General features: G+C 71.1%; 15 protein-coding genes. 9 read left to right on the top strand and 6 right to left on the bottom strand.

What is annotated here, in order from left to right; all coding sequences use genetic code 11:
• Nucleotides 1-38 precede the first annotated feature (38 nt).
• Complete coding sequence (locus tag ACFY29_RS03540) at nt 39-590, top strand: YciI family protein (protein ID WP_386983088.1); 552 nt, start codon at nt 39-41, stop codon at nt 588-590.
• 46 nt (nt 591-636) lie between these two features.
• Nucleotides 637-1,230 (top strand): TetR/AcrR family transcriptional regulator, encoded by a 594-nt coding sequence (locus ACFY29_RS03535; protein WP_386983087.1) that lies wholly within the window; start codon nt 637-639, stop codon nt 1,228-1,230.
• Here the strand turns inward: ACFY29_RS03535 and ACFY29_RS03530 are convergent.
• The 3 genes from ACFY29_RS03530 to ACFY29_RS03520 all read right to left on the bottom strand — a co-directional run bounded on the left by ACFY29_RS03530 (nt 1,227) and on the right by ACFY29_RS03520 (nt 4,220).
• Nucleotides 1,227-1,727 carry a GNAT family N-acetyltransferase gene (locus ACFY29_RS03530; protein ID WP_386983085.1) on the bottom strand — a complete coding sequence of 167 codons (501 nt, stop codon included), beginning with the start codon at nt 1,725-1,727 and terminating at the stop codon, nt 1,227-1,229. The two genes, ACFY29_RS03535 and ACFY29_RS03530, sit on opposite strands and share 4 nt — an antisense overlap.
• A 63-nt stretch (nt 1,728-1,790) precedes the next feature.
• Nucleotides 1,791-2,654 (bottom strand): diacylglycerol/lipid kinase family protein, encoded by an 864-nt coding sequence (locus ACFY29_RS03525; protein ID WP_386983083.1) that lies wholly within the window; start codon nt 2,652-2,654, stop codon nt 1,791-1,793.
• The gene (locus ACFY29_RS03520; RefSeq protein ID WP_386983081.1) at nt 2,655-4,220 is read right to left on the bottom strand and encodes an FAD-binding oxidoreductase; all 1,566 of its coding nucleotides are present in this window, start codon (nt 4,218-4,220) and stop codon (nt 2,655-2,657) included. It abuts the gene before it with no gap.
• A 45-nt stretch (nt 4,221-4,265) separates the two neighbouring features.
• Between ACFY29_RS03520 and ACFY29_RS03515 the strand changes: the two genes are divergently transcribed.
• The 5 genes from ACFY29_RS03515 (at nt 4,266) to ACFY29_RS03495 (ending at nt 10,026) form a co-directional block, all read left to right on the top strand.
• Nucleotides 4,266-5,792, top strand: a complete 1,527-nt coding sequence (locus tag ACFY29_RS03515) for a glycerol-3-phosphate dehydrogenase/oxidase (RefSeq protein WP_386983079.1) — start codon at nt 4,266-4,268, stop codon at nt 5,790-5,792.
• A gap of 121 nt (nt 5,793-5,913) precedes the next feature.
• Nucleotides 5,914-6,507: an alpha/beta fold hydrolase gene (locus ACFY29_RS03510; RefSeq protein ID WP_386983078.1), complete on the top strand. Its 594-nt coding sequence runs from the start codon at nt 5,914-5,916 to the stop codon at nt 6,505-6,507.
• Between the two features lie 31 nt (nt 6,508-6,538).
• Complete coding sequence (locus ACFY29_RS03505; protein WP_386983076.1) at nt 6,539-7,651, top strand: RNA-guided endonuclease InsQ/TnpB family protein; 1,113 nt, start codon at nt 6,539-6,541, stop codon at nt 7,649-7,651.
• 395 nt (nt 7,652-8,046) lie between these two features.
• Nucleotides 8,047-9,018, top strand: a complete 972-nt coding sequence (locus ACFY29_RS03500) for a pyridoxal-phosphate dependent enzyme (RefSeq protein ID WP_386983074.1) — start codon at nt 8,047-8,049, stop codon at nt 9,016-9,018.
• Nucleotides 9,019-9,090: 72 nt separating this feature from the next.
• Nucleotides 9,091-10,026, top strand: coding sequence for a hypothetical protein (locus ACFY29_RS03495; protein ID WP_386983072.1), 936 nt, complete (start codon nt 9,091-9,093; stop codon nt 10,024-10,026).
• A gap of 85 nt (nt 10,027-10,111) precedes the next feature.
• Here the strand turns inward: ACFY29_RS03495 and ACFY29_RS03490 are convergent, their stop codons facing one another.
• The 3 genes from ACFY29_RS03490 to ACFY29_RS03480 form a co-directional block, all read right to left on the bottom strand.
• Complete coding sequence (locus ACFY29_RS03490; RefSeq protein ID WP_386983070.1) at nt 10,112-10,924, bottom strand: endonuclease/exonuclease/phosphatase family protein; 813 nt, start codon at nt 10,922-10,924, stop codon at nt 10,112-10,114.
• A gap of 132 nt (nt 10,925-11,056) precedes the next feature.
• Nucleotides 11,057-16,516 (bottom strand): carboxyl transferase domain-containing protein, encoded by a 5,460-nt coding sequence (locus tag ACFY29_RS03485; RefSeq protein ID WP_386983067.1) that lies wholly within the window; start codon nt 16,514-16,516, stop codon nt 11,057-11,059.
• 207 nt (nt 16,517-16,723) lie between these two features.
• Nucleotides 16,724-17,704, bottom strand: coding sequence for a WYL domain-containing protein (locus ACFY29_RS03480; protein ID WP_328417987.1), 981 nt, complete (start codon nt 17,702-17,704; stop codon nt 16,724-16,726).
• Between the two features lie 179 nt (nt 17,705-17,883).
• On the opposite strand from ACFY29_RS03480, the gene ACFY29_RS03475 reads away from it, so the two are divergent.
• Both ACFY29_RS03475 and ACFY29_RS03470 read left to right on the top strand, forming a co-directional pair.
• The gene (locus ACFY29_RS03475; protein WP_386983065.1) at nt 17,884-19,050 is read left to right on the top strand and encodes a winged helix DNA-binding domain-containing protein; all 1,167 of its coding nucleotides are present in this window, start codon (nt 17,884-17,886) and stop codon (nt 19,048-19,050) included.
• Nucleotides 19,047-19,664, top strand: coding sequence for a TIGR03086 family metal-binding protein (locus ACFY29_RS03470; protein ID WP_386983063.1), 618 nt, complete (start codon nt 19,047-19,049; stop codon nt 19,662-19,664). The genes ACFY29_RS03475 and ACFY29_RS03470 overlap by 4 nt, the downstream gene beginning before the upstream one ends.
• Nucleotides 19,665-19,680: the final 16 nt, after the last annotated feature.

The raw sequence follows: 19,680 nt of genomic DNA, 5'->3' as shown, positions 1-19,680 counted from the left end.
ACACGCATCGCTGTCGGGCACTGGTCAAGACTTGGGGCATGGAGTTCTTCTGTTACCACCGCGACCGGCACGACTCCATGGCACTGCGCGACGAGCTGCTGGCGGAGCACTGGTCGTACATGGATCGGTACGCGGAAGAGATGATCGCGCGCGGCCCGACCTTCGCCGAGGACGGTGACACGCCCACCGGCAGCGTGCACATCATCGACCTCCCCGATGCCGCCGCCGCCCGCGCGTTCGCCTTCGACGAGCCCAACTACCAGGCGGGCGTGTACCGGGATGTGCTGCTGCGCCGGTGGCGCAACACGCTGGGCCGCACCATGTGGGACTTCTCCGGAGGCCGGACGGGTGGCAGCCGGTACCTGGTGCTCGGGCTCGGAGCGGGGCAGGCAGCCGATCTCGCCGTGCCGCCCGAGCGGGACGAGCTGATCGCGTACGGGCCGCTGCTGTCTGACGACGACACCACCTGGCTGGGTACGGCGGCGCTGGTCCGGGCGCCGGACCCGGACAAAGCGCGTGCCGTCCTGACCCCGGGCCGGTACGCCGAGATCGAGGTGCACAACTGGGCATTCGGCGGGCGGCCGTCATGACGCACGGATGGCTCTGGACACATCGCCCCTGTGATAGACAATCCGCGTGGTGGAGGTGAGCCAGTCCGGCGAGCGCAGCGTCGACGACACGGTTCTCGACGCTGCCCGTGACTGCGTGCTGGCCTACGGCGTACGTCGCACGACGATGACGGATGTGGCGCGGCGCGCCAGCGTGTCGCGGATGACCGTCTACCGGCGCTGGCCGGACGTGCAGTCCCTGATCGGGGACCTGATGAGCCGGGAGTGGCATCAGGTGCTGATGGCCGCCGCGGCCGCCGAGACAGACGGCTCGGGCCGGTCCCGCCTGGTGTCGCGGGTGGTGGCGGTGGCGCGGGAGCTACGGGAACACCCGCTGCTGTGCAAGATCCGTGACGTCGATCCGGAGGTGCTGCTCCCGTACCTTCTCGACCGGCGGGGCAACGGCCAGGACGAGATGCTGCGGTTCCTCATGGCGGCGCTGGTCGCGGGGCACGAGGACGGCTCCGTCCGGCCCGGCAGGCCCGAGGTCATGGCACGCGCGGTCTTCCTGACCACGCAGTCCTTCGTGCTGTCCGTGCGCACGGTCGCGGACGACGTGCCGGTTGCCGAGTTCGACCGGGAGTTGGCGCTGTTGGTCGACGGCTACCTGGAGCCGGGCTAGGGGTTGTCTCGCGGGTCCTGAGGTCCGATCGGCGCACTGGTGTGACTGGCCAGCATGAGCAGGACGTGCTCGTCTTCTCCGTGACGCACGGTGTCGATCTGCTGGAAGCCGAGCTTCTCCAGCAGGCGGACCGAGCCGGTGTTCGTGCCGACCGGGTCCGCGTAGAGCGGCCGGGTCTTCTCCCGGCCCAGGAACAGCCGCAACGCCTTGGTCCCCACACCCCGACCCCAGTACTGGCGGTCGAGCCAGTAGCCGATGAACCGTTGGTCCTGGATCCACCAGGCCACGATGCTGCCGGCCGTGGCACCGTCGACGGTCACCGTCTGCACGAAGACGCCGGGATCGCCGAGGACCTTCGTCGCCCAGTGCTTCATGAAGGTCGGCCGGTCGCGTGGGGTGAACCTCGACCGACGGACCGACTCGGGATCGTTTTCCTGTTGGTGGAACGCCTCCAGATCGGCTTCTTCGACATCCCTCAACTGCACCTGGTCACTCATGCCACCCATTCTGGTGCTCACCACCGACATGATCCGGATGCCGAAGCCGGGGCCTGACGGGACCTAGCCGGCGATGACGTGCAGTGCCTGCGGGCGGACCTCGACGGTTACCTCGTCGGCGCGACCGACGGGATCACCGTCGCCGTACACGGTCATCGGACGGTCGGCGCGCACGGTGACCGACGTGCCACGGTAGGAGAAGACGTGCCCGCGCCGTACGTGCCGGCCGGTGCGCATCTGCCGCAGCGCTATCGGGAACAGCACCTTCGGGGCGTGGCCGATCACCACGACGTCCAGGGTCCCGTCGTCGGGCTGCGCCGCCGGGGCGACGTGCAGGCCACCGCCGTAGTACCCGCAGTTGGCGATCACCACCGTGTAGGCGTGCCGGTGCTCGGTCCGGCCGTCGACGCTGATCGTGTACCGGGTGCGCGGCCAGCGCAGCAGTGCCCGCAGCCCGGCAGTGGGATACACCAGCGCTGCGGGCAGACGTGACCGGTTGGCCAGTTCGTTGGCCGCCGCGTCGACGCCGACATAGACGCTGCCGACGATGATCTGCCCCGCGACCTGGAGGACGTCGAGGTGCCGTGGTCGTCCGTGCAACAGCAGGTCCGCGACCGCCTCGGGGGAGTGCGGCAACCCGAGCTGGCGGGCGAAGTCGTTACCGCGACCGGCGGGGATGACGCCGAGCAGACCGCCGGTGTCGGCGACCGCTCCGGCGAGCAGGCCAATGGTGCCGTCGCCCCCGGCGGCGACGACAACCTCACCGCCGTGCAGCGCCGCCGTGGCGCGCTGGCGGGCCTGCTCGGCCGTCTGCGTGTATTCGACCCGGATCCGGGCGCCGGCGCCGCGGAGCCGATGGGCCACCGGCATCAGGCGGGACAGTCCTCGGCGTGCGGTGGGCCCGAGGATCACTGCGAAGGACCGCACCTACGGCACCAGGATGCCGGGATTGAGGATGCCGGCCGGGTCCAGCTGCTGCTTGACCGCCCGGAGCAGGTCGACGGCGACGTCGCCGATCTCGGCGGCGTACCAGGCCCGATGGTCCGCGCCGACACCGTGATGGTGGCTGATCGTGGCACCCGCGGCCACGATCGCGTCGCTTGCCGCAGCCTTCGCCTTCCGCCAGCGGGCGACCGGATCCGGTCCGGGGGAGCAGATCACCGTGAAGTACAGAGACGCGCCGGTCTCGTAGACATGGGACACGTGTGCCAGCACCAGCGCCCCGTCCGGCAAGGCCGCGAGGATCGCCTGCCGCACCCGGTCGTGCACCTCCGGCAGCACCGACCAGTACGCCGCGGTCTCCAGAGTCTCCGCGAACGCCCCCGCGTCGAGCAGCGCGTCCCGCAGGTACGGGGCGTCGAAGCGGTGCCGCGCCCACTGTTGGCCCGCCTCCTCGCCCAGTGGCACGCCGCCGTGCGCCGCCAGCACGGCGGCGGTCGCTTCGACGGTGGAACGGACATCCGCGCCCTCGTACCCGGCGATCAGCTGGCAGCCGCCGTCGGAGCGGCCGGCGCCGGTCGCCCCGATCATCGTCTCGACCTCGTCGGACAGCCGCAGCACCGTGGGCCGCGGCCCGTCCTGTGCCAGCCGCCGCACGGCATGCAGGCCCTCGGCGAACGATTCGAACTGCCAGCCCTCGTAGTGCGACTGGGCCGGTATTGGTCGGATCCGGACGGTCACGTCGGTGATGACGCCGAGCGTCCCCTCGCTGCCCAGGAACAGTTGCCGCAGATCGGGACCGGCGGCCGAGGCGGGGGCGCGCCCGACCCGTACGGTGCCCCGGGGCGTGGCGACCGTCAGCGCCATGACCATGTCGTCGAAGCGGCCGTAGCCAGCCGACGCCTGGCCGGATGACCGGGTGGCGGCGAACCCACCGATCGTGGCGTACTCGTAGGACTGCGGGACGTGGCCGAGGGTGAACCCGTGCTCGGCGAGCAGCTCGGCGGCCCGAGGGGCGCGTAGCCCTGCCTGCAGCGTGGCGGTCCGCGACGTCGGGTCGACGGCGACGACGTTGCTCAGCCGACTCAGGTCGACGGCGACGTGCCGTTCTGCGGACGGCGTCAGCCCGCCCACGACCGAGGTGCCACCACCGAAGGGGACCACGGTTACCCCGAACCGGGAGCAGATGTCGAGGATGGACACCACCTCGGCGTGGTCGGCCGGGCGCAGCACGGCCTGCGGGGCCGTCCGTACCAGGCCCTGTCGATGGCGGAGCAGGTCCGGCGTCGACATGCCCGACGCGTGACGTGCCCGGGCGTCAGGGGTGGTGACCACGTGCCCGGCGCCCAGCGCCTGCCGCAACGCGCCCAGGACCGCGCCGTCCAGCTCGCAGTCCGGCACCGCCACCTCGGCCAGCGGTACGACCGGCGGCGGGGGTGTCAGCTCGAGGACCTGCGCCAACAGCGTCGAAGCGGATTCCGGCAGCACCTGCGCGTTCTTCGTGGTGCCCCAGCGGGCCCACCCGACGGGCGATGCTTCCCCTTCCATATTCATGTGTGACAGAGTGACATTCAATGTCACTACATCGCAAGGAGGCGTGTGAACACCTCGCTGACCGTCTCCCGCCGGGAACGTGACCTCACCGAACTGGTCGCCGGCACGCCCGTCGACGTCCTGGTCGTCGGACTGGGCGTCACCGGCGCCGGAGTGGCGCTCGACGCCGCGAGCCGTGGACTGTCCGTGGTCGCCGTCGACGCCCATGACCTGGCCAACGGCACGTCCCGCTGGAGCTCCAAGCTGGTCCACGGTGGCCTGCGATATCTCGCACACGGCCAGGTGGGCATCGCCTACGAGAGTGCCGCCGAGCGCCACCTGCTGCTGACCCGCACTGCGCCGCACCTGACGCGCCCCTTGCCGATGCTGCTACCGGCGACGGCGTACACCAGCCGTTGGCAGGCGCGCGCCGCAGCGGTCGGCCTTCGCGCCGGAGACGTGCTGCGTACCTGCGCCGGAACCTCCCGACGGACCCTTCCGGGAACGCGCAGGCTCGGCTCGGCCGAGGCGGGCGCGATCACGCCCGCACTGCGGCCGGCGGGCCTGCGCGGAGCACACCTGTCCTGGGACGGGCAGCTCTGCGACGACGCGCGACTCGTCGTCGGTCTGGCGCGCGCGGCCGCAGCGCGGTCCGCCCGCATCCTGCCCCGCTGCCGGGCGATCAGCCTGCACCGCGAAGGCGCCACCATCGAAGACACCCGCACCGGGACGCGGATGCACGTCGCCGCCCGCGCGGTCATCAACGCCACAGGCGTGTGGGCCAGCAGCCTGACCCCACACGTACGTCTGCGCCCGTCGCGAGGAACCCACATCGTCCTGTCCGCCGCCCGCCTGGGCGGACTCTGGGCCGGCCTGACCATCCCGGTCCCCGGTGAGTTCACCCGCTACGTCTTCGCGCTGCCCCAGACCGACGGCCTGGTGTACGCCGGACTGACCGACGAGCCGGTGACCGGCCCCGTCCCCGACGTGCCGCAACCCACCGACGCCGACATCGCCTTCCTGCTCGACGTCCTCAACAGCGTCCTCGACCAGCCCCTCCAACCCGCCGACGTCCTCGGTGCCTACGCCGGGCTACGGCCGCTGCTCGCCAACGCCGACACCCGAACCGCCGACCTCTCCCGCCGACACGCTGTCATCGACGACCCCGACGGGATCATCAGCGTGATCGGCGGCAAGCTCACCACCTACCGCCGGATGGCCGAAGACGCCGTCGACACCGCCGTCCGTCAGCGCCGCCTCCGTGCCGGCCCCTGCCGCACCCGCGACCTCCCCCTACCCGGCGCCGCGAGCAGAGCGCAACTGACCCGGGTCCCCGCGCCACGCCGGCTCGTCCACCGGTACGGCACCGAGGCGGTCCACGTCCTGGCCGAGGCGCCCGCCGAACTCCGCCAGCCGATCAGCCCCGACATCCCGGTCACCGGCGCAGAGCTCCTCTGGGCCACCCGGCACGAACTCGCCCTCACCGTCGACGACCTGCTCGACCGACGCACCCGGATCGGTCTCGTCCCAGCACACCGCGAGGTCGCGCTGCCCACCGCGCGAGACGTCCTCGCGCTGGCCGCCGAGGGGTGACCGAACCCGGCCGGTCGCACCCCGGGGTCGCGAGGGCGTTCCCGCGATCTGCTCAGGGGGCGGGCCGACTGTCGATAGCGTTGTGGTCAGGGACTGAACAGTCGCGGAGGGGTCCGGGGCCATGTTTGACGGATTCGAAGAGTTCGACATTCCTACGCCTGGGGCGACGATTCATGGGCGTCACGGCGGAAGCGGACCCCCCGTTCTTCTGTTGCACGGCATTCCTGAGACGCACCTCATGTGGCATCGCGTAGCGCCGCAACTGGCCGAGAATTACACCGTGGTCGTCACTGACATGCGGGGCTGGGGCGCCAGCGGCAAACCGCCGAGCAGTGCCGATCATGAGCCCTACAGCATGCGAGCGATCGCTCGCGACCAGATCGACGCCATGCGGAGTCTGGGCTATGAGCAGTTCAGGCTCGTCGGGCACGATCGCGGGGCCCGGTGCGCCTACCGTCTGGCGCTCGATGAGCCAGACGCTGTCACCCGGCTCGCCGTCATGGACGTCGTCCCTGGCGGCGACGCGTACGACCGTGCCGACATGAAGTTCAGCCTCTCCTACTGGGTCTGGTCCTTCCTGGCGGCACCGGAGCCGCTGCCCGAGCAGTTCATCGACGCGGCGCCCGCCGTCCTCGTCAATTTCATCGGTGTCGCGGCGTGGATACCCCTGCCTTCAGGCGGGGGAGGAAACGCAGCTCCCTCCCCTCAGGGATAGACTTACATGAACCACTGGTAAAATGCGAGGTATGGGTGAGGTGGTGAAGCGGGCGTACAAGTACCGCTTCTATCCGACCCCAGGGCAGGCCGATCAGCTCAACCGCACCTTCGGGTGCGTGCGCAAGGTATACAACCTCGCCCTGGATGCGCGCACCCGTGCGTGGGCGGTCGACCGGCAGCGCAGCACCTATGTGCAGTCCTCGGCGTGGCTGACCGAGTGGAAGCGCACCGAGGAGCTTTTGTTCCTCAATGAGGTCAGTTCCGTGCCGTTGCAGCAAGCCCTGCGGCACCTGCAAGCCGGGTTCGCCGCGTTCTGGGGCAAGCAGTCGCGTTACCCGCGTTTCAAGTCCAAGCGCAAGTCTCGGGCGTCGGCGGAGTACACCCGCTCGGCGTTCCGCTGGCGCGACGGACAGCTCACCCTGGCCAAGATGGACGCCCCGCTGACCATCGTGTGGTCCCGGGCCCTGCCGGCGGGCGCGGAGCCGTCCACGGTCACGGTGTCCCGTGACGCGGCCGGTCGGTGGTTCGTGTCCCTGCTGGTGGAAGACCCCGCCGTCGAGCCCCTTCCTCCGCTCAGCACGGCGGTGGGGGTGGACGCGGGCATCACCAGTCTGCTCACCTTGTCCACCGGGGAGAAGATCGCCAACCCGCGTCATGAGCGCGTTGACCGGCGCAAGTTGGCCAAGGCGCAGCGGAACCTGTCCCGTAAGGGCAAGGACACCAAGAACCGGGCCAAAGCCCGGCTTGCGGTGGCCGGCATTCACGCCCGCATCGCCGACCGGCGGCGGGATCACCTGCACAAGCTGTCGACTCGACTCGTCCGCGAGAACCAAACGGTCGTGATCGAAGACCTCAGCGTGCGCAACATGCTGCGCAACCACAGCCTGGCCCGCGCCATCTCCGACGCGGCGTGGACACACCTGCGCAGCATGATCGAGTACAAGGCCGCCTGGTACGGGCGGACCGTTATCGCCGTCGACCGCTGGTATCCGAGCACGAAGACCTGCTCGGCGTGCGGGCGGATCAACACGGCCATGACTCTTGGCGTCCGTGTCTGGACGTGTCCCGGCTGTGATGCCGTGCACGACCGGGACGTCAACGCCGCGAAGAACATTCTCGCCGCCGGGCTGGCGGAGAGGTAAAACGCCTGTGGAGGGCCGATAAGACCCGACCCGCGAAAGCGGTGAAGGCGCGGCCCCGTGAAACAGGAACCCCCTCGGGTGACCGAGGGAATCCCCGCCCTTCAGGGCGGTGGAGGATGTCAAGCTCGACACGTGGCCTGAGGTTGGAAGGACGCGTTCCTGGCCGAGGTACGCGCCGAATACGTCAAGCAGTTCAGCGATCCCGCCACCGTCCACGCGATCTGCGAGGAGTTCCGCGCGGCCGCGACGTTGGACTACCAGAAGGACGAGGCGGACCGAGGAGACCACACGGCAGCTGCTGGATTTCCTGAAGTAGCGCCGAGGGCGGCCGCGCCGGACGGCCGCCCGGCATCCTTCGGCGGCTGTCGACCGGGTGGTCCTGCCAAAATGGCAGCATGTCCGAACCCATCGTTCCGCTCACGCTCGGCACGTGGCCCACACCGGTGGAGCCGATGCCCCGACTGGCCGCCGCTCTCGGGCTCGGTCGCGGTGACCTTCTGATCAAGAGGGACGACCTCACCGGCCTCGGCGGCGGCGGCAACAAGATCCGCAAGCTGGAATGGACGGCCGCCGAAGCACTCGCGAATGACGCCGACACGCTCGTCACCACCGGCGGACCACAGAGCAACCATGCGCGGCTCACCGCCGCGACCGCCGCGCGTCTCGGTCTACGCGCCGTGCTGGTGTTCCCGGGTGAACCCGGGGTGGCGCGATCCGGCAACCTCGTTCTCGATGCGTTCCTCGGTGCCGAAATTGTCTTCACCGGGGTGACGGGTCAGCAGGCACTCGCAGACGCCGCCACGCGGGTGTGCGACCGGCTGCGTGCCGAAGGGGCGCGTCCGGCCCTCATCCCGTTCGGCGGGTCCAGCGCGTTGGCGACCCGTGGCTACGCACGGTGCGGCGAGGAGTTGATGTCCCAGGTGCCTGACCTGCGTACCGCTGTGGTGGCGCTCGGCTCGGGCGCCACGATGGCCGGGCTCGTCGCGAGCCTCGGCCCGGACCGCACGCTCGGCGTCGATGTCGGGGCGGTCGACGACTCCCGACAGCGCGTGGCGGCCTTCGTCGCCGCACTCTCACCGAACGTTCGCGCAGACGACCTGCGCGTCGACCGTGACCACATCGGGAGCGGCTACGCGAGCCTCACCGACACGGTCGAGGAGGCGCTGACCCTCGTCGCCCGGCTGGAGGGGATCATCCTCGATCCCACGTACACCGGGCGCGCGATGGCGGCACTCGTCGCGGCAACTCGGCGTGGCGAGATCGAACCGGGCAACACGACCGTCTTCATCCACACCGGCGGGGTTCCCGGGCTGTTCGGCCACGCCGACGTTCCGGCGTTCGCCGAGAGCGTGCAAAAGGTCACCTGACCGGGAGGAAACGCCACGGGGCCTCCCATCGCCGGGGCCGGTCCCTGACGGCGGGGGCGGCACCGTGGTTGGATGTGCGCCGTGTGGCTGTCTCCCGGATCGGTGTGTTGGTCGGTGGTCGCCGGCGCCGCAGTGGTGCATGTCCTTGGCGTGCTGTCGGACGCGTCGGTCCTCGCAGGGCAGGCGACCGGGGTGGCGCTGACCGCTCTCGCGGCGATCGTGCTGCTCGGCGCCGGGCGCGGCCGCCTCGCCGTCGCTGGTGGTATCGGCCTGCTCGCCGTCGACGCCGTGACGTCGGCGGCGGACTCGGGCGGGCCACGGTACCTGTCACCGTTCTACGCGCCGCTGAGCGCGCCGCGCCCGTATTCGGTCGGCGACGATCTCGCGTGGCTGGGTGAGGCGATGTCGGCGCAGGTCACGCAGCATTGGTCGGCACTGCTGGGCATACCGCTGATCTGCGTGGGAACGGTGGTGACGCTGGCCGGCCGGCCGCGGACCGACGCACGATGGCTACGGTGGATCGCCTGGACCGCCGTCGCGGGGGTGGCCGTCATGCTGGTCGCCGACCTGGGCGGAGGGAGACTGGCCCGGCTGTTGGTCACGCTCGGCGTCCAGTTGCCGACCATGGTGGTGGTCGCCGCCGGGCTTGCGGTGCTCGTGGTGGCCGCCGGTCGGCAGTGGCGGTTCGGCGTCCCGGCCATGCTGGGCGCGTTGCTGCTGACCGCTGCCGTACTCGCCGCTGACCTGGCGGCCGCGGGGCCGGTCCGGCCGGTCAACCGGCAGGAGCTGGGCTTGTTCAGCCACCAGGCGGTGTTCCTCCAGGCGGGCTTCCGCTCCGATGTGGAGGGCATGACGGCGCTCGACGACCTCTTCTCGCCAGGCCTGGTCACGGAACCGCTGCTGGCGCTCGTGCCGGTCCTCGCGATCGTGCTGCTGGTGCTTGCGGCACCGGCCCGGGATGGTGGGCCTGGGGTCCCTACCGCAGGCGGGACTCGATGGCATCGATGATGCGTGGTCGCAGGTCGGCGGCCGCGTCAGTGCCTTGGGGAACACCACGAACGCGCCGCCGGTACAGCGCGTGGGTACGGGGCCGTCACGGCGGGGGGTCTCCGTCGATCGTGAGTGTGGCCAGCAGCCCCGGATGGTCGGTCGCCCCGTGCATGCCCACCGACCGGCCGCAACAGATCCTGACGTCAGTTGTCGCCATGACGTGTTGTAGCGCGCCGTCGTCGATCCGCAGGTAGTCCGGTGGCACGCAGGACCGCACGTCGGGGGAGCCGCCGCGCCGGAGGTTGAGGTCGCCCAGCAGCACGGTGGGCGCGTATCCGGCACTCCTGCGCATCGTCGGTACCACCGTGTCGAGCAGGTGACCGCACTGGGCGAGCGCGACGGTGAAACTCGTGGCGGCCAGGTGTGTGGTGCAGGCGTGCAGCACGTCGGCGACATCGACGCAGAGCCAGGCTCGTTCCTCAGGGTCCGTGAAATCCTGCGTCGGGTAGATTCCGCTGTGCACCGTGTGCCGCGTGTCCGGTGCCTCAAGGCGAGTCAGTAGTCCGATGCCGTACGGCTGGCCGTTGCGGCAGCGGGTGACGGCGCCGGAAGGGCGGTCTCCGGCGGCCATGAAGGCGGACACGACCGTGTCACCACTGTGGACCTGCGAGAACGTGTGCTCGAGGGTTGTCACGTCGTCCTGGCAGATCTCGTTGAGGGTGACCAGATCGGGCACCTCTGCGCTGATGACCGTGGCGGCTTCGGTCACCGATCGGCCCGTGTAGCAGCCGGCGCGGCCGCTGTTGCAGAGGTTCATCTGGAGTACCCGCAGGACCGTGGGTGCGGGGGTGTCGGCCGCCGACGAGCCGGTCACCGACGAACCGGCCGGCACCGTGGCGGCGGCGATCAGGCACAAGATGGCCAGGACTCGGCGGAGACTTCCGTACGAACGATCCCGCCCGGCAGGTGGGGTCGTCCCCGCGCGGGGACGACCCCACCTGATGCTCCGGTCGGTGATCATTGGCGCTCTGCCCGCACCTCCCGCCACCTAGCCCAGACGGGATTCGATGGCATCGATGATGCGTGGTCGCAGGTCGGCGGCGCGGACGACAGCGTCCACCGAGCCGACCTCGACGGCGCGCTGGATGTTGTGCACGCGGTCGAACTCCGTGGCCACCTCGCCGAGCTTCTCCGCCCGGACCGACGAGCGCAGTTCGTCGAGTTCCGCGGTCAACGCGGCGCGCTCGGTGCCAGCCGCAGCGGCGACGCGGGCCTCCAGGTCGCGCACGCGCGGGTCGGCCGCCGTACGGGCGTTGACGTCGGCGGAGAACACCACCGCGGCGGCGGGGGCGCCACCGAGCACCGAGGCGAACGAGCCCTCCAGCGCCAGCACCGTCATGTTCGGGTTCAGCGCCTTGGAGAACACCACGAACGCTCCGCCGTGGTACCGCGAGATCACGCAGAAGACGATGGGCCCGCGGAAGTTCACGATCGCCCGGCCGATCTCGGCGCCGTACTCCAACTGCAGCTTGCGCATCGACTCGGGTGAGCCGTCGAAGCCCGACAGATTCGCCAGCACCACCAGCGGCCGGTTGCCGCTGGCCGCGTTGATCGCCCGCGCGGCCTTCTTCGACGACCGTGGGAACAGCGTGCCCGCGGTGTAGGTGTCCGGGCCGTCGGTGGGCGGGAAGCCGCGCCGCGGCACCGCCCGTGACTCGATGCCGAGCAGGCACACCGGGATGCCACCCAGGTGTACGTCCTGCACGACCGCGGTCTCCGCGTCGGCCATGCCCGCCCAGCGTTCCAGCACCGGGTGGTCCTGGTCGGAGAGCGCCCGCATCACCGTCCGGATGTCGAAGGGCTTCTTGCGGTCCGGGTTGGCCGCCGTGGAGAAGATCTCCCCGACGGTGTTGAAGGTGCTGCCAGCCAGGGTGTGCGGGAAGGCGGAGATGTCGCGGTCCACGGGGTCCGTGGTGGGTGCCCGCCGTGGCGCGTCCTCGCCGGGCGCGACGTACGAGTGGTCGTAGTGCGACATCACCACGTCACGCGCGGCGGTCAGGGTCGGCGCCCAGTACTGCGCCTGCCCGTTCGGCCCCATCACCCGGTCGTAGCCGCCGATGCCGAAGTTGTCCTCGGCGGACACACCACCGGAGAAGTCGAGCGACTGCTTGCCGGTGAGGACCATCGCCGAGTCCGGCGTCATCACCAGGATGCCCTTGGTGTGCATGAGCATCGTCGCCTCGGCGTTCCAGTACGGCTGCGCGCCGACGTTGATGCCCGCGACCACAATGTTGATCTCACCGCCGGCCTGGGTGAACTCGACGATCCGCTTGAGCGCCGCGGCCACCCAGTCCATGTTCTCCGTGCCCGAGGTCATGGAGATCCGTGCCCCGGCGGACAGCGCCCACCACTCCAGCGGCACCCGCATCTGCTCCGCCAGGTCCAGCGCGGCGATCACGCGGCGGCACTCCGGCTCGGACAGGGCGCCCAGTGACTTCGTCGGGTCACCGAGCAGCACGACCCGGCTGACACCCTGCGGATGCCGCGTGGTCGGCGTGGTGACCACGCCGGCGACGATCGCGGCGCGGTTGCGCCCCCTCGGCCGCTCCACCGGCACCAGCGCGTGGTCGTCGTCGAGGTCGTGCTCCACGAAGTCGCCGAGCAGCCCGGTCAACTCGTACGGGTACACCGTGTTGCGGCTGCTCGCCCGCAGCACCTTCAGCCGGTACTCGTCGAGCGGCTCGACCGGCTCGACCGGCGGCTCGCCGACGGTCAACTCGGCGCCGCCGGTGGCCCCGAAGGAGATCCGTACGGCGATCTTGGTCAGCTCGCCGGTCCGGCGGTCGCGCTGCCGCGCGATGAAGAGGATCTCCTCCAGCCCGGCGCCCGCGGTCGTCGGGCGCACACGCCCGGCGATCATCTCCATCTCCTCGCGGGTGAGCTCGCTCGGCGGCCAGACGTAGACCACGATCCGGTTGGTGTTGAAGCGCGTCTTCGACGGTCGCCGCGACTGGGCGCGGCGGATCGAGTCGAGGCACGCGGCGATGGCAGCCTCGGTCGTCGGCAGCGCGACCAGCCGGCCGTCCTGCTCGCGCAGCTCGGTCAGGTCACGCACCTGCGCGAACGCGACGAGGCGCTCGTCGGACGGGTTCTCCCGGGCCACGCACTGGAAGAGGTAGACCTCCTCGTCCGACGACGGCAGCCGGGTCAGGTCGAACTTGTGCAGCCGCTCCAACTGCATCCGCTGCGCGATGTACGGGTGCAGGCCGCGGATCAGCCGATCCTCGGTCGTCCCCGAGTCGGACGGGCGGAAGGTGAAATGGTGGTGCATCACGGCGCCACCGCGACCCGCGACGGTGGTGGTGAGCCGGCGGACCTGGGGCGGCAGCGGGTGCGCGGTGATGACCTCCAGCAGCGCGGCCGCCATCGCGTCGAAGTCCTCCGGCTGGTTCTCCCAGCCGAGGTAGATGTCGGCGTCGACGGCATCCTCGTCGCTCGCCAGCCCGGCGAGCCCGCGCAGCGCGCCACCCAGCGCGTCGAAGCTCACCGCGGCGGACACCACGCTCGAGTCCGCGCGCTCGGCGACCACGAACGTGCAGTCCGCGACCTCGCGGGTGCGCACGCTGGTGAGCGTCTTGTTGCCGTAGTACCGCCGGGTCAGCACCTCCAACATGACCGCGTTGTCGAGGTGGTCGCGGACGAGCCGCTGGCCGAGCAGCCGTACCAGTGGCTCGGTGCTGCGTACCATCTTCGCGACGCGCTCGGTGCGGTCCGCCGCGTCCGGATGCGCGTCCAGGTGACGCAGGTGCCCGCGGACCTCGGCGTAGACGCGGGCGCGGTTGCGGCGCAGCAGCGGCTGGGCGAACCAGGCGAACACCACACCACGGGCGAGGTCGGCGACCGCGGGAAAGCGGACCTGCGTCGCGGCCACCAGCCGCTCCAGCGCGAGGCCGGCCGGCTCACGCAGCGTCTCGTCCGGCGGGGACTCCCGCAGCCACGCGCGCAGCAACGTCGCGACGACCGTGGCGTCGGCGGACGCGCGTTGCTGGGCGAGGAAGATCCGGAACACGGCGGCTTCGAGTGCGGGGGAGCGCTCCAGGTCGATGACGCCGTAGTGTCCGAGCGCCTTGCCGAGCCTGGCCTGGAACGAACTCGGCAGACCGGCCCGCTCGATGTCGAGGCTCTGCAGATAGGTGTGGAAGTACTCGCGGGCGCTGTAGACGTGGCCGTCGCCGTCCTCGCCCGTCGGGCGGTTGCGGCTCAGCTCGGTGAGGTCGGCGAACACGGTGACCAGGTCGAGTTCCGCGGCCAGCGGCCGGTGGCCTTCCTCGGTGGCCGCCCGCCGCGCGGTGAGGTAGTCGTCGAGCACCCGCCGGTCGTCGTGCGGATCGACGTCGAAGCCGAGCAGCAGGCCGCGCAGGTCCTCCTGGCCGCGCCGGCTGCGCTGGTACGCCGGAATCTCCTCGGTGGCGGCGGGCAGGTCCAGCTCCACGGAGGCGGCGGCCGGATCGTCCACGGTCTCGGCGGCCTCGTCAGCGAGCGGCTCCAACCGCAGCAGCGGCGCACCTGCCTCCACCTGGCTGCCCACCGAGACGGCGCACTCCTTCAGCCGGGCCTTGAACGGCGCCCGCAGCACCGTCTCCATCTTCATGGCTTCCAGCACCAGCACCGGCGCGCCCGCCTCGACCTCGGCGCCGACCTCCAGCGGCGTGGCGACGACCAGCGCGGGCATGGGGGAGCGGACGACGCCGCCCTCGTCGCGGCTGACCCGGTGCGTCACGCCGTCGACCTCGACCAGGTGGGTCGGCCCGTACGTGCCGGTGAGCAGGCGGTACCGGATGCCGTTGACGACGATCTGACCGGTGTGCCGGTCGAAGCGGTCGAGCTCGACGTCAGCGGTGCGCACGGCGCCGGCCGCTTCGATGCCGACGCGGAACCGGTGCGCGCCGACCCGCGCCACGCGCATGCGGTAGCCGACGCCGCGCAGCTTGAGGTCCAGAGGCCGGCCGCTCTTGTGCTGCACCTGCGGGCGCCCGCCGGACGCCGTTGACAGCAGCCGCTGCCGCTCGACGCGCTCCTCCTCCTCGTACGTCTCGATGGCGGCGGCCGCCAGCGCGACCGCGGAGTGCCGGTGCGCCACGAGCCGGCCTTCGCCACGGACGCGGTCGATCCAGCCGGTGTCCGCGCTGGCGTCGATCACCTCGGGCTGGTCGAGCAGGTCGAGCACGAAGCTCTTGTTCGTCGCACCGCCCTCGATGATCACCGTGGTGTTCGCCATCGCGCGGCGCAGCCTGCCGAGCGCCTCGTCGCGATCACGGCCGTACGCGATGATCTTCGCGATCATCGAGTCGAAGTCGGCCGGGATGGTGTCACCCTCGCTGACACCGGTGTCGACCCGGATGCCCGGGCCGGCGGGCAGGTCCAGCCGGGCGATACGGCCCGGTGACGGCGCGAAGTCGCGGTCGGGGTCCTCGGCGTTCAGCCGGGCCTCGATGGCGTGCCCGCGCTCCGCCGGCGGCGCGCCGTCGAGCCGACCGCCCGAGGCGACGTGCAGCTGCGCCTTGACCAGGTCGAACCCGGTGGTCAACTCGGTGATCGGGTGCTCGACCTGCAGGCGGGTGTTGACCTCGAGGAACGCGAACAGCTGGTCGCCGGGGTGGTAGAGGAACTCGACGGTGGCCGCGCCGCGGTAACCGACCGCCACGGCCAACCGTTCGGCCGACGTCTTGAGCTCGGCCGCCTGCGCCGGGCTCAGCACCGGCGACGCCGACTCCTCGATGACCTTCTGGTTGCGTCGCTGCACCGAGCAGTCGCGGACACCGAGCGCCCAGGCGGTGCCCTGCCCGTCGGCGATCACCTGGACCTCGACGTGCCGGGCACCGGTGACCAGGCGCTCCAGGAACACGATGCCGCTGCCGAACGCCCGCGCCGCCTCCTGGCTGGTGCGGTCGTACGCGTCGGTGAGCTCGGCCTCGTTCCTGACCACGCGGATGCCGCGCCCGCCGCCGCCCGCGGTCGCCTTCAGCATCAGCGGGTAGCCGATCTCGGCCGCCGCCGTCCGAGCGGCATCCAGGGTCTCGACGGCACCGCGGCTCCACGGCGCGACCGGTACGCCGACCTCCTCGGCGATCAGCTTCGAGCCGATCTTGTCGCCGAGCTGGCGCATGGCCTCCGCGCTCGGGCCGACAAACGTGACGCCGATCTTCTCGCACAGCTCCGCGAACGCCGGGTCCTCGGCGACGAAACCCCAGCCGACCCACGCCGCGTCGGCGCCGGTCTCGGTCAGGGCGCGCTCCAGCGCCACCAGATTGAGGTACGGGCGGGCGGACGCCGGACCGAGGTCGTAGGCGATGTCCGCCTCACGCACGAAGGTGGCGGTGCGGTCGACGTCGGTGTACAGGGCGACGGTCTCGATCGGGATGCCGGTTTCCGCAGCCAACTCTCGGACCGCGTGGATGAGCCGCATCGCGGCCTCACCACGGTTGACGATGGCGACACGGTTGAACACCCGAATGACCCCTTTGGTAGATCCATGATCAGCGCACCGCGAGACGACGGCCCCCGGCAGTAAGCACCCTTCCCCCTCCCGGCGGGCAGCGCCATGGTGCAATCACCGAACCAATCGCCCCTCAGTTGTAGGAAACCACCAAAAGTTTTTGGTCGTCGGGCGCCCGGACCCCAGACCGTGGGGGCGAGGGGTGGGGGCGAAGGTGGGTCAGCCGGCTGCGGCGTCGGCGTACCGGCGAGCCAGGTGCGCGAAGGCGTCCTTGAGCTCGGTCGGCCCGACGACCTCGATGTCGGCGTCGAACCTGCCGATGCTGGCGGCCAGGCCGGGCCACGACCACGAGCCCAGGACGAGCCGGCAACGGTCCGGGCCGAGGGCCTCGACGAGCCCGTCGCTGGTGTAGCGGGACACGTCCTCGGCGGGGAGGTCGAGGATCACCTCCCCGCGGCAGGGCCAGCCGCCAGAGCCCTGGAACCTGCTGACGACGAAGGCGGCCACTTCCCCTCCGGGCAGTTCACGCGGGGTGAAGCGGGGGCCCGTGGGGGTGCGCGGCGTGATCCGGTCAGCGCGGAAGGTGCGCCAGTCGTCGCGGTCGAGATCCCAGGCGATGAGGTACCAGCGCCCGCCCCAGGTGACGACGTGGTGAGGCTGCACCCGGCGCGGCGGAGTGTCGGCGCGGTCGTCGCCGGCTCCAACCGGGGAAGCGGGGGCGTAGTCGAAGCGCAGCACTTCGCGGGCTTGGACGGCGGCGCTGAGCGCCACGAGTACGCCGGTGTCGGCCCGGGGGTTCGACCGGATCCCGGGCCGCTCGACGGCGGTGACCTGGAGCGTGTCGATGCGGCGGCGCAGCCGTGCGGGCATGACCTGCCGGACGGTGTTCAGCGCGCGCACCGCGGCTTCCTCGATGCCGGCGCCAGCGGTGGTGGCGATCTGGAGTGCGACGGCGAGGGCGACGGCCTGCTCGTCGTCGAACAGCAGCGGCGGCAGTGCCGTACCTGCGTCGAGCCGGTACCCCCCGTCGGGGCCTTTGGTGGCGTGGATGGGATAGCCGAGCTCGCGCAGGCGATCGACATCGCGGCGCACGGTGCGCGGGCTGACGGCCAGCCGCTCGGCCAGCAACGCCCCGGGCCAGTCCCGACGGGCCTGGAGCAGCGAGAGCAGTGAGAGCAGTCGCGCTGAGGTCTTCGGCATGAGCCCGATGTTGCCATGAGAAGCGGTCACACCCTGTCCGCTTCACCTGCGAGTGTTACGTCAAGCCGACCGGGAGACGCACGCCCGGCCACGCGATCGATCGCCAACGACCAGCGATGAGGAAACAAGATGTTCACTACGCCGCCGATCGGCCGGCCAGTTCGCCGCGACCTGACCCGATGACCGTTCTCGGCACCCGGGCGCTCAACCGCGCGACACTCGCCCGGCAGTTCCTGCTCGATCGCGCCGACCTACCGGTCCTCGACGCCGTCGCACACCTCGGCGGCCTGCAGGCGCAGGAACCGCAGGAACCGTTCGTCGGGCTCTGGTCGCGGCTGCGCGCGTTCGACCCGGCGGTGCTCTCGGACCTGCTGACCCAGCGACGCGTGGTGCGGACACACCTCATGCGCCGTACCGTCCACCTCCTCACCGCCGACGACACCGTGGCCTGGCGGGCGCGTCACGACGCCATGCTCCGCCAACGGGTGCTCGGGGTCTACCGCGCTGAGCTCGACGGTGTGGACCTCGACGAGCTCGCCGCGGCAGCCCGGGCGGTGATGGCCGACGACGAGCCACGCTCGATGACCGAGATCGCGCGGGCGCTCGCCGAACGCTGGCCGACGCCGGGACCGCGGGCGCTGGGCGAAATGGTGGTCGCCGCCCTCGTCCCGATGGTGCAACTGCCGCCGCGCGGACTGTGGCGCACCCGGGCAGGAGTACGCAACGTCCCGCTTTCCTCCTGGCTGGGCCGGGAAATCGACCCGCCGGCCGTCGAGGGCTCCGATCCGGTCGGCCAGATGCTGGTACGGCGCTATCTGGCCGCGTTCGGCCCCGCAGCCACGGCCGACCTGCGCGCCTGGTGCGGCCTCGCCGGACTGCCGACCGCGGTGTCCGCGATGCGCGAGGAGTTGGTCACCTTCCGTGACGAGCGTGGCCGTCAGTTGATCGACCTCCCCGACGCGCCGCGTCCCGACCCCGACACACCCGCCCCGGTACGGTTCCTGCCGGCGTTCGACAACGCGATACTCGGCTACCACGACCGCAGCCGGATCGTCGACGACGCTCACCGCGGCCTGTCGGTCGCCGGGGAACGCGCCGTGCTGGTCGACGGCCGGGTCGCCGCGACCTGGAGCATCGAGGCCGGCACGGTGATCGTCACTCCGTTGGGCCGCCTCTCCCGCGCCGACCGCACCGAGGTCGCCGAGCAGGGTCGGGCGCTGGCGTCGTTCCTGTCGGACCAGGAGAGCAGCCAGGCACGGGTGGCCCCGCCTCCTGGCGATGCGGCGACTTTGTCGGTCCCCTCGGCTAGCGTGCCGGGCAATCAACCGGACGGAGCAACTGGATGAGCGACCTCAACACCTCCCCGGACCTTGAGCCCGCGTCCCGCGCGTTGACCTCGGTGCTGCTCGGGGTGACCGACCATCAGCTCACCCTCCCTACCCCGTGTGCGGGATGGGTCGTGGGTGATCTGCTCGACCACCTCGTCGGGCTCACCATCGCGTTCCGGATCGCTGCGGAGAAGGCGCCCGACGCCGCGCCGGGCGGTCCGGGCAATCCCACCGTGGCCAACCTCGACCCCGAGTGGCGCACGATTCTGCCCGCACAGCTCGATGACCTGGTCGCCGCGTGGCGCGTACCGAGCGCCTGGACGGGCGACACCGCTGCCGGCGGGGTCGTGCTGCCGGCACAGATCATGGGCGTCGTCGCGCTGAACGAGGTGGTGATTCACGCCTGGGATCTCGCACGAGCGACCGGTCAGACGTACGACGTCGACCCGCAGACCGTCGAGTCGGTCCACGGTCTGGTGTCGCAGCAAGGGAGCAGTGAGGGCACCCCGGGCCTGTTCGGGCCGTCGATCACCCTGCCGGCCGAGGCCGCGCTGCTCGATCGGGTCATCGGGCTCACCGGCCGCGACCCGGCCTGGACCTCCGCTGTGGCGATCGGAGACGCGCGAGGCTGACCAGGTGCCTGAGGGC

Origin of the sequence: Micromonospora sp. NPDC000668, from assembly GCF_042897975.1 — a bacterium.
In the GTDB taxonomy this organism is placed as follows: domain Bacteria; phylum Actinomycetota; class Actinomycetes; order Mycobacteriales; family Micromonosporaceae; genus Micromonospora.
The sequence above is the reverse complement of the archived record's forward strand: the minus strand, read 5'-3'. Positions and strand labels throughout refer to the sequence as shown.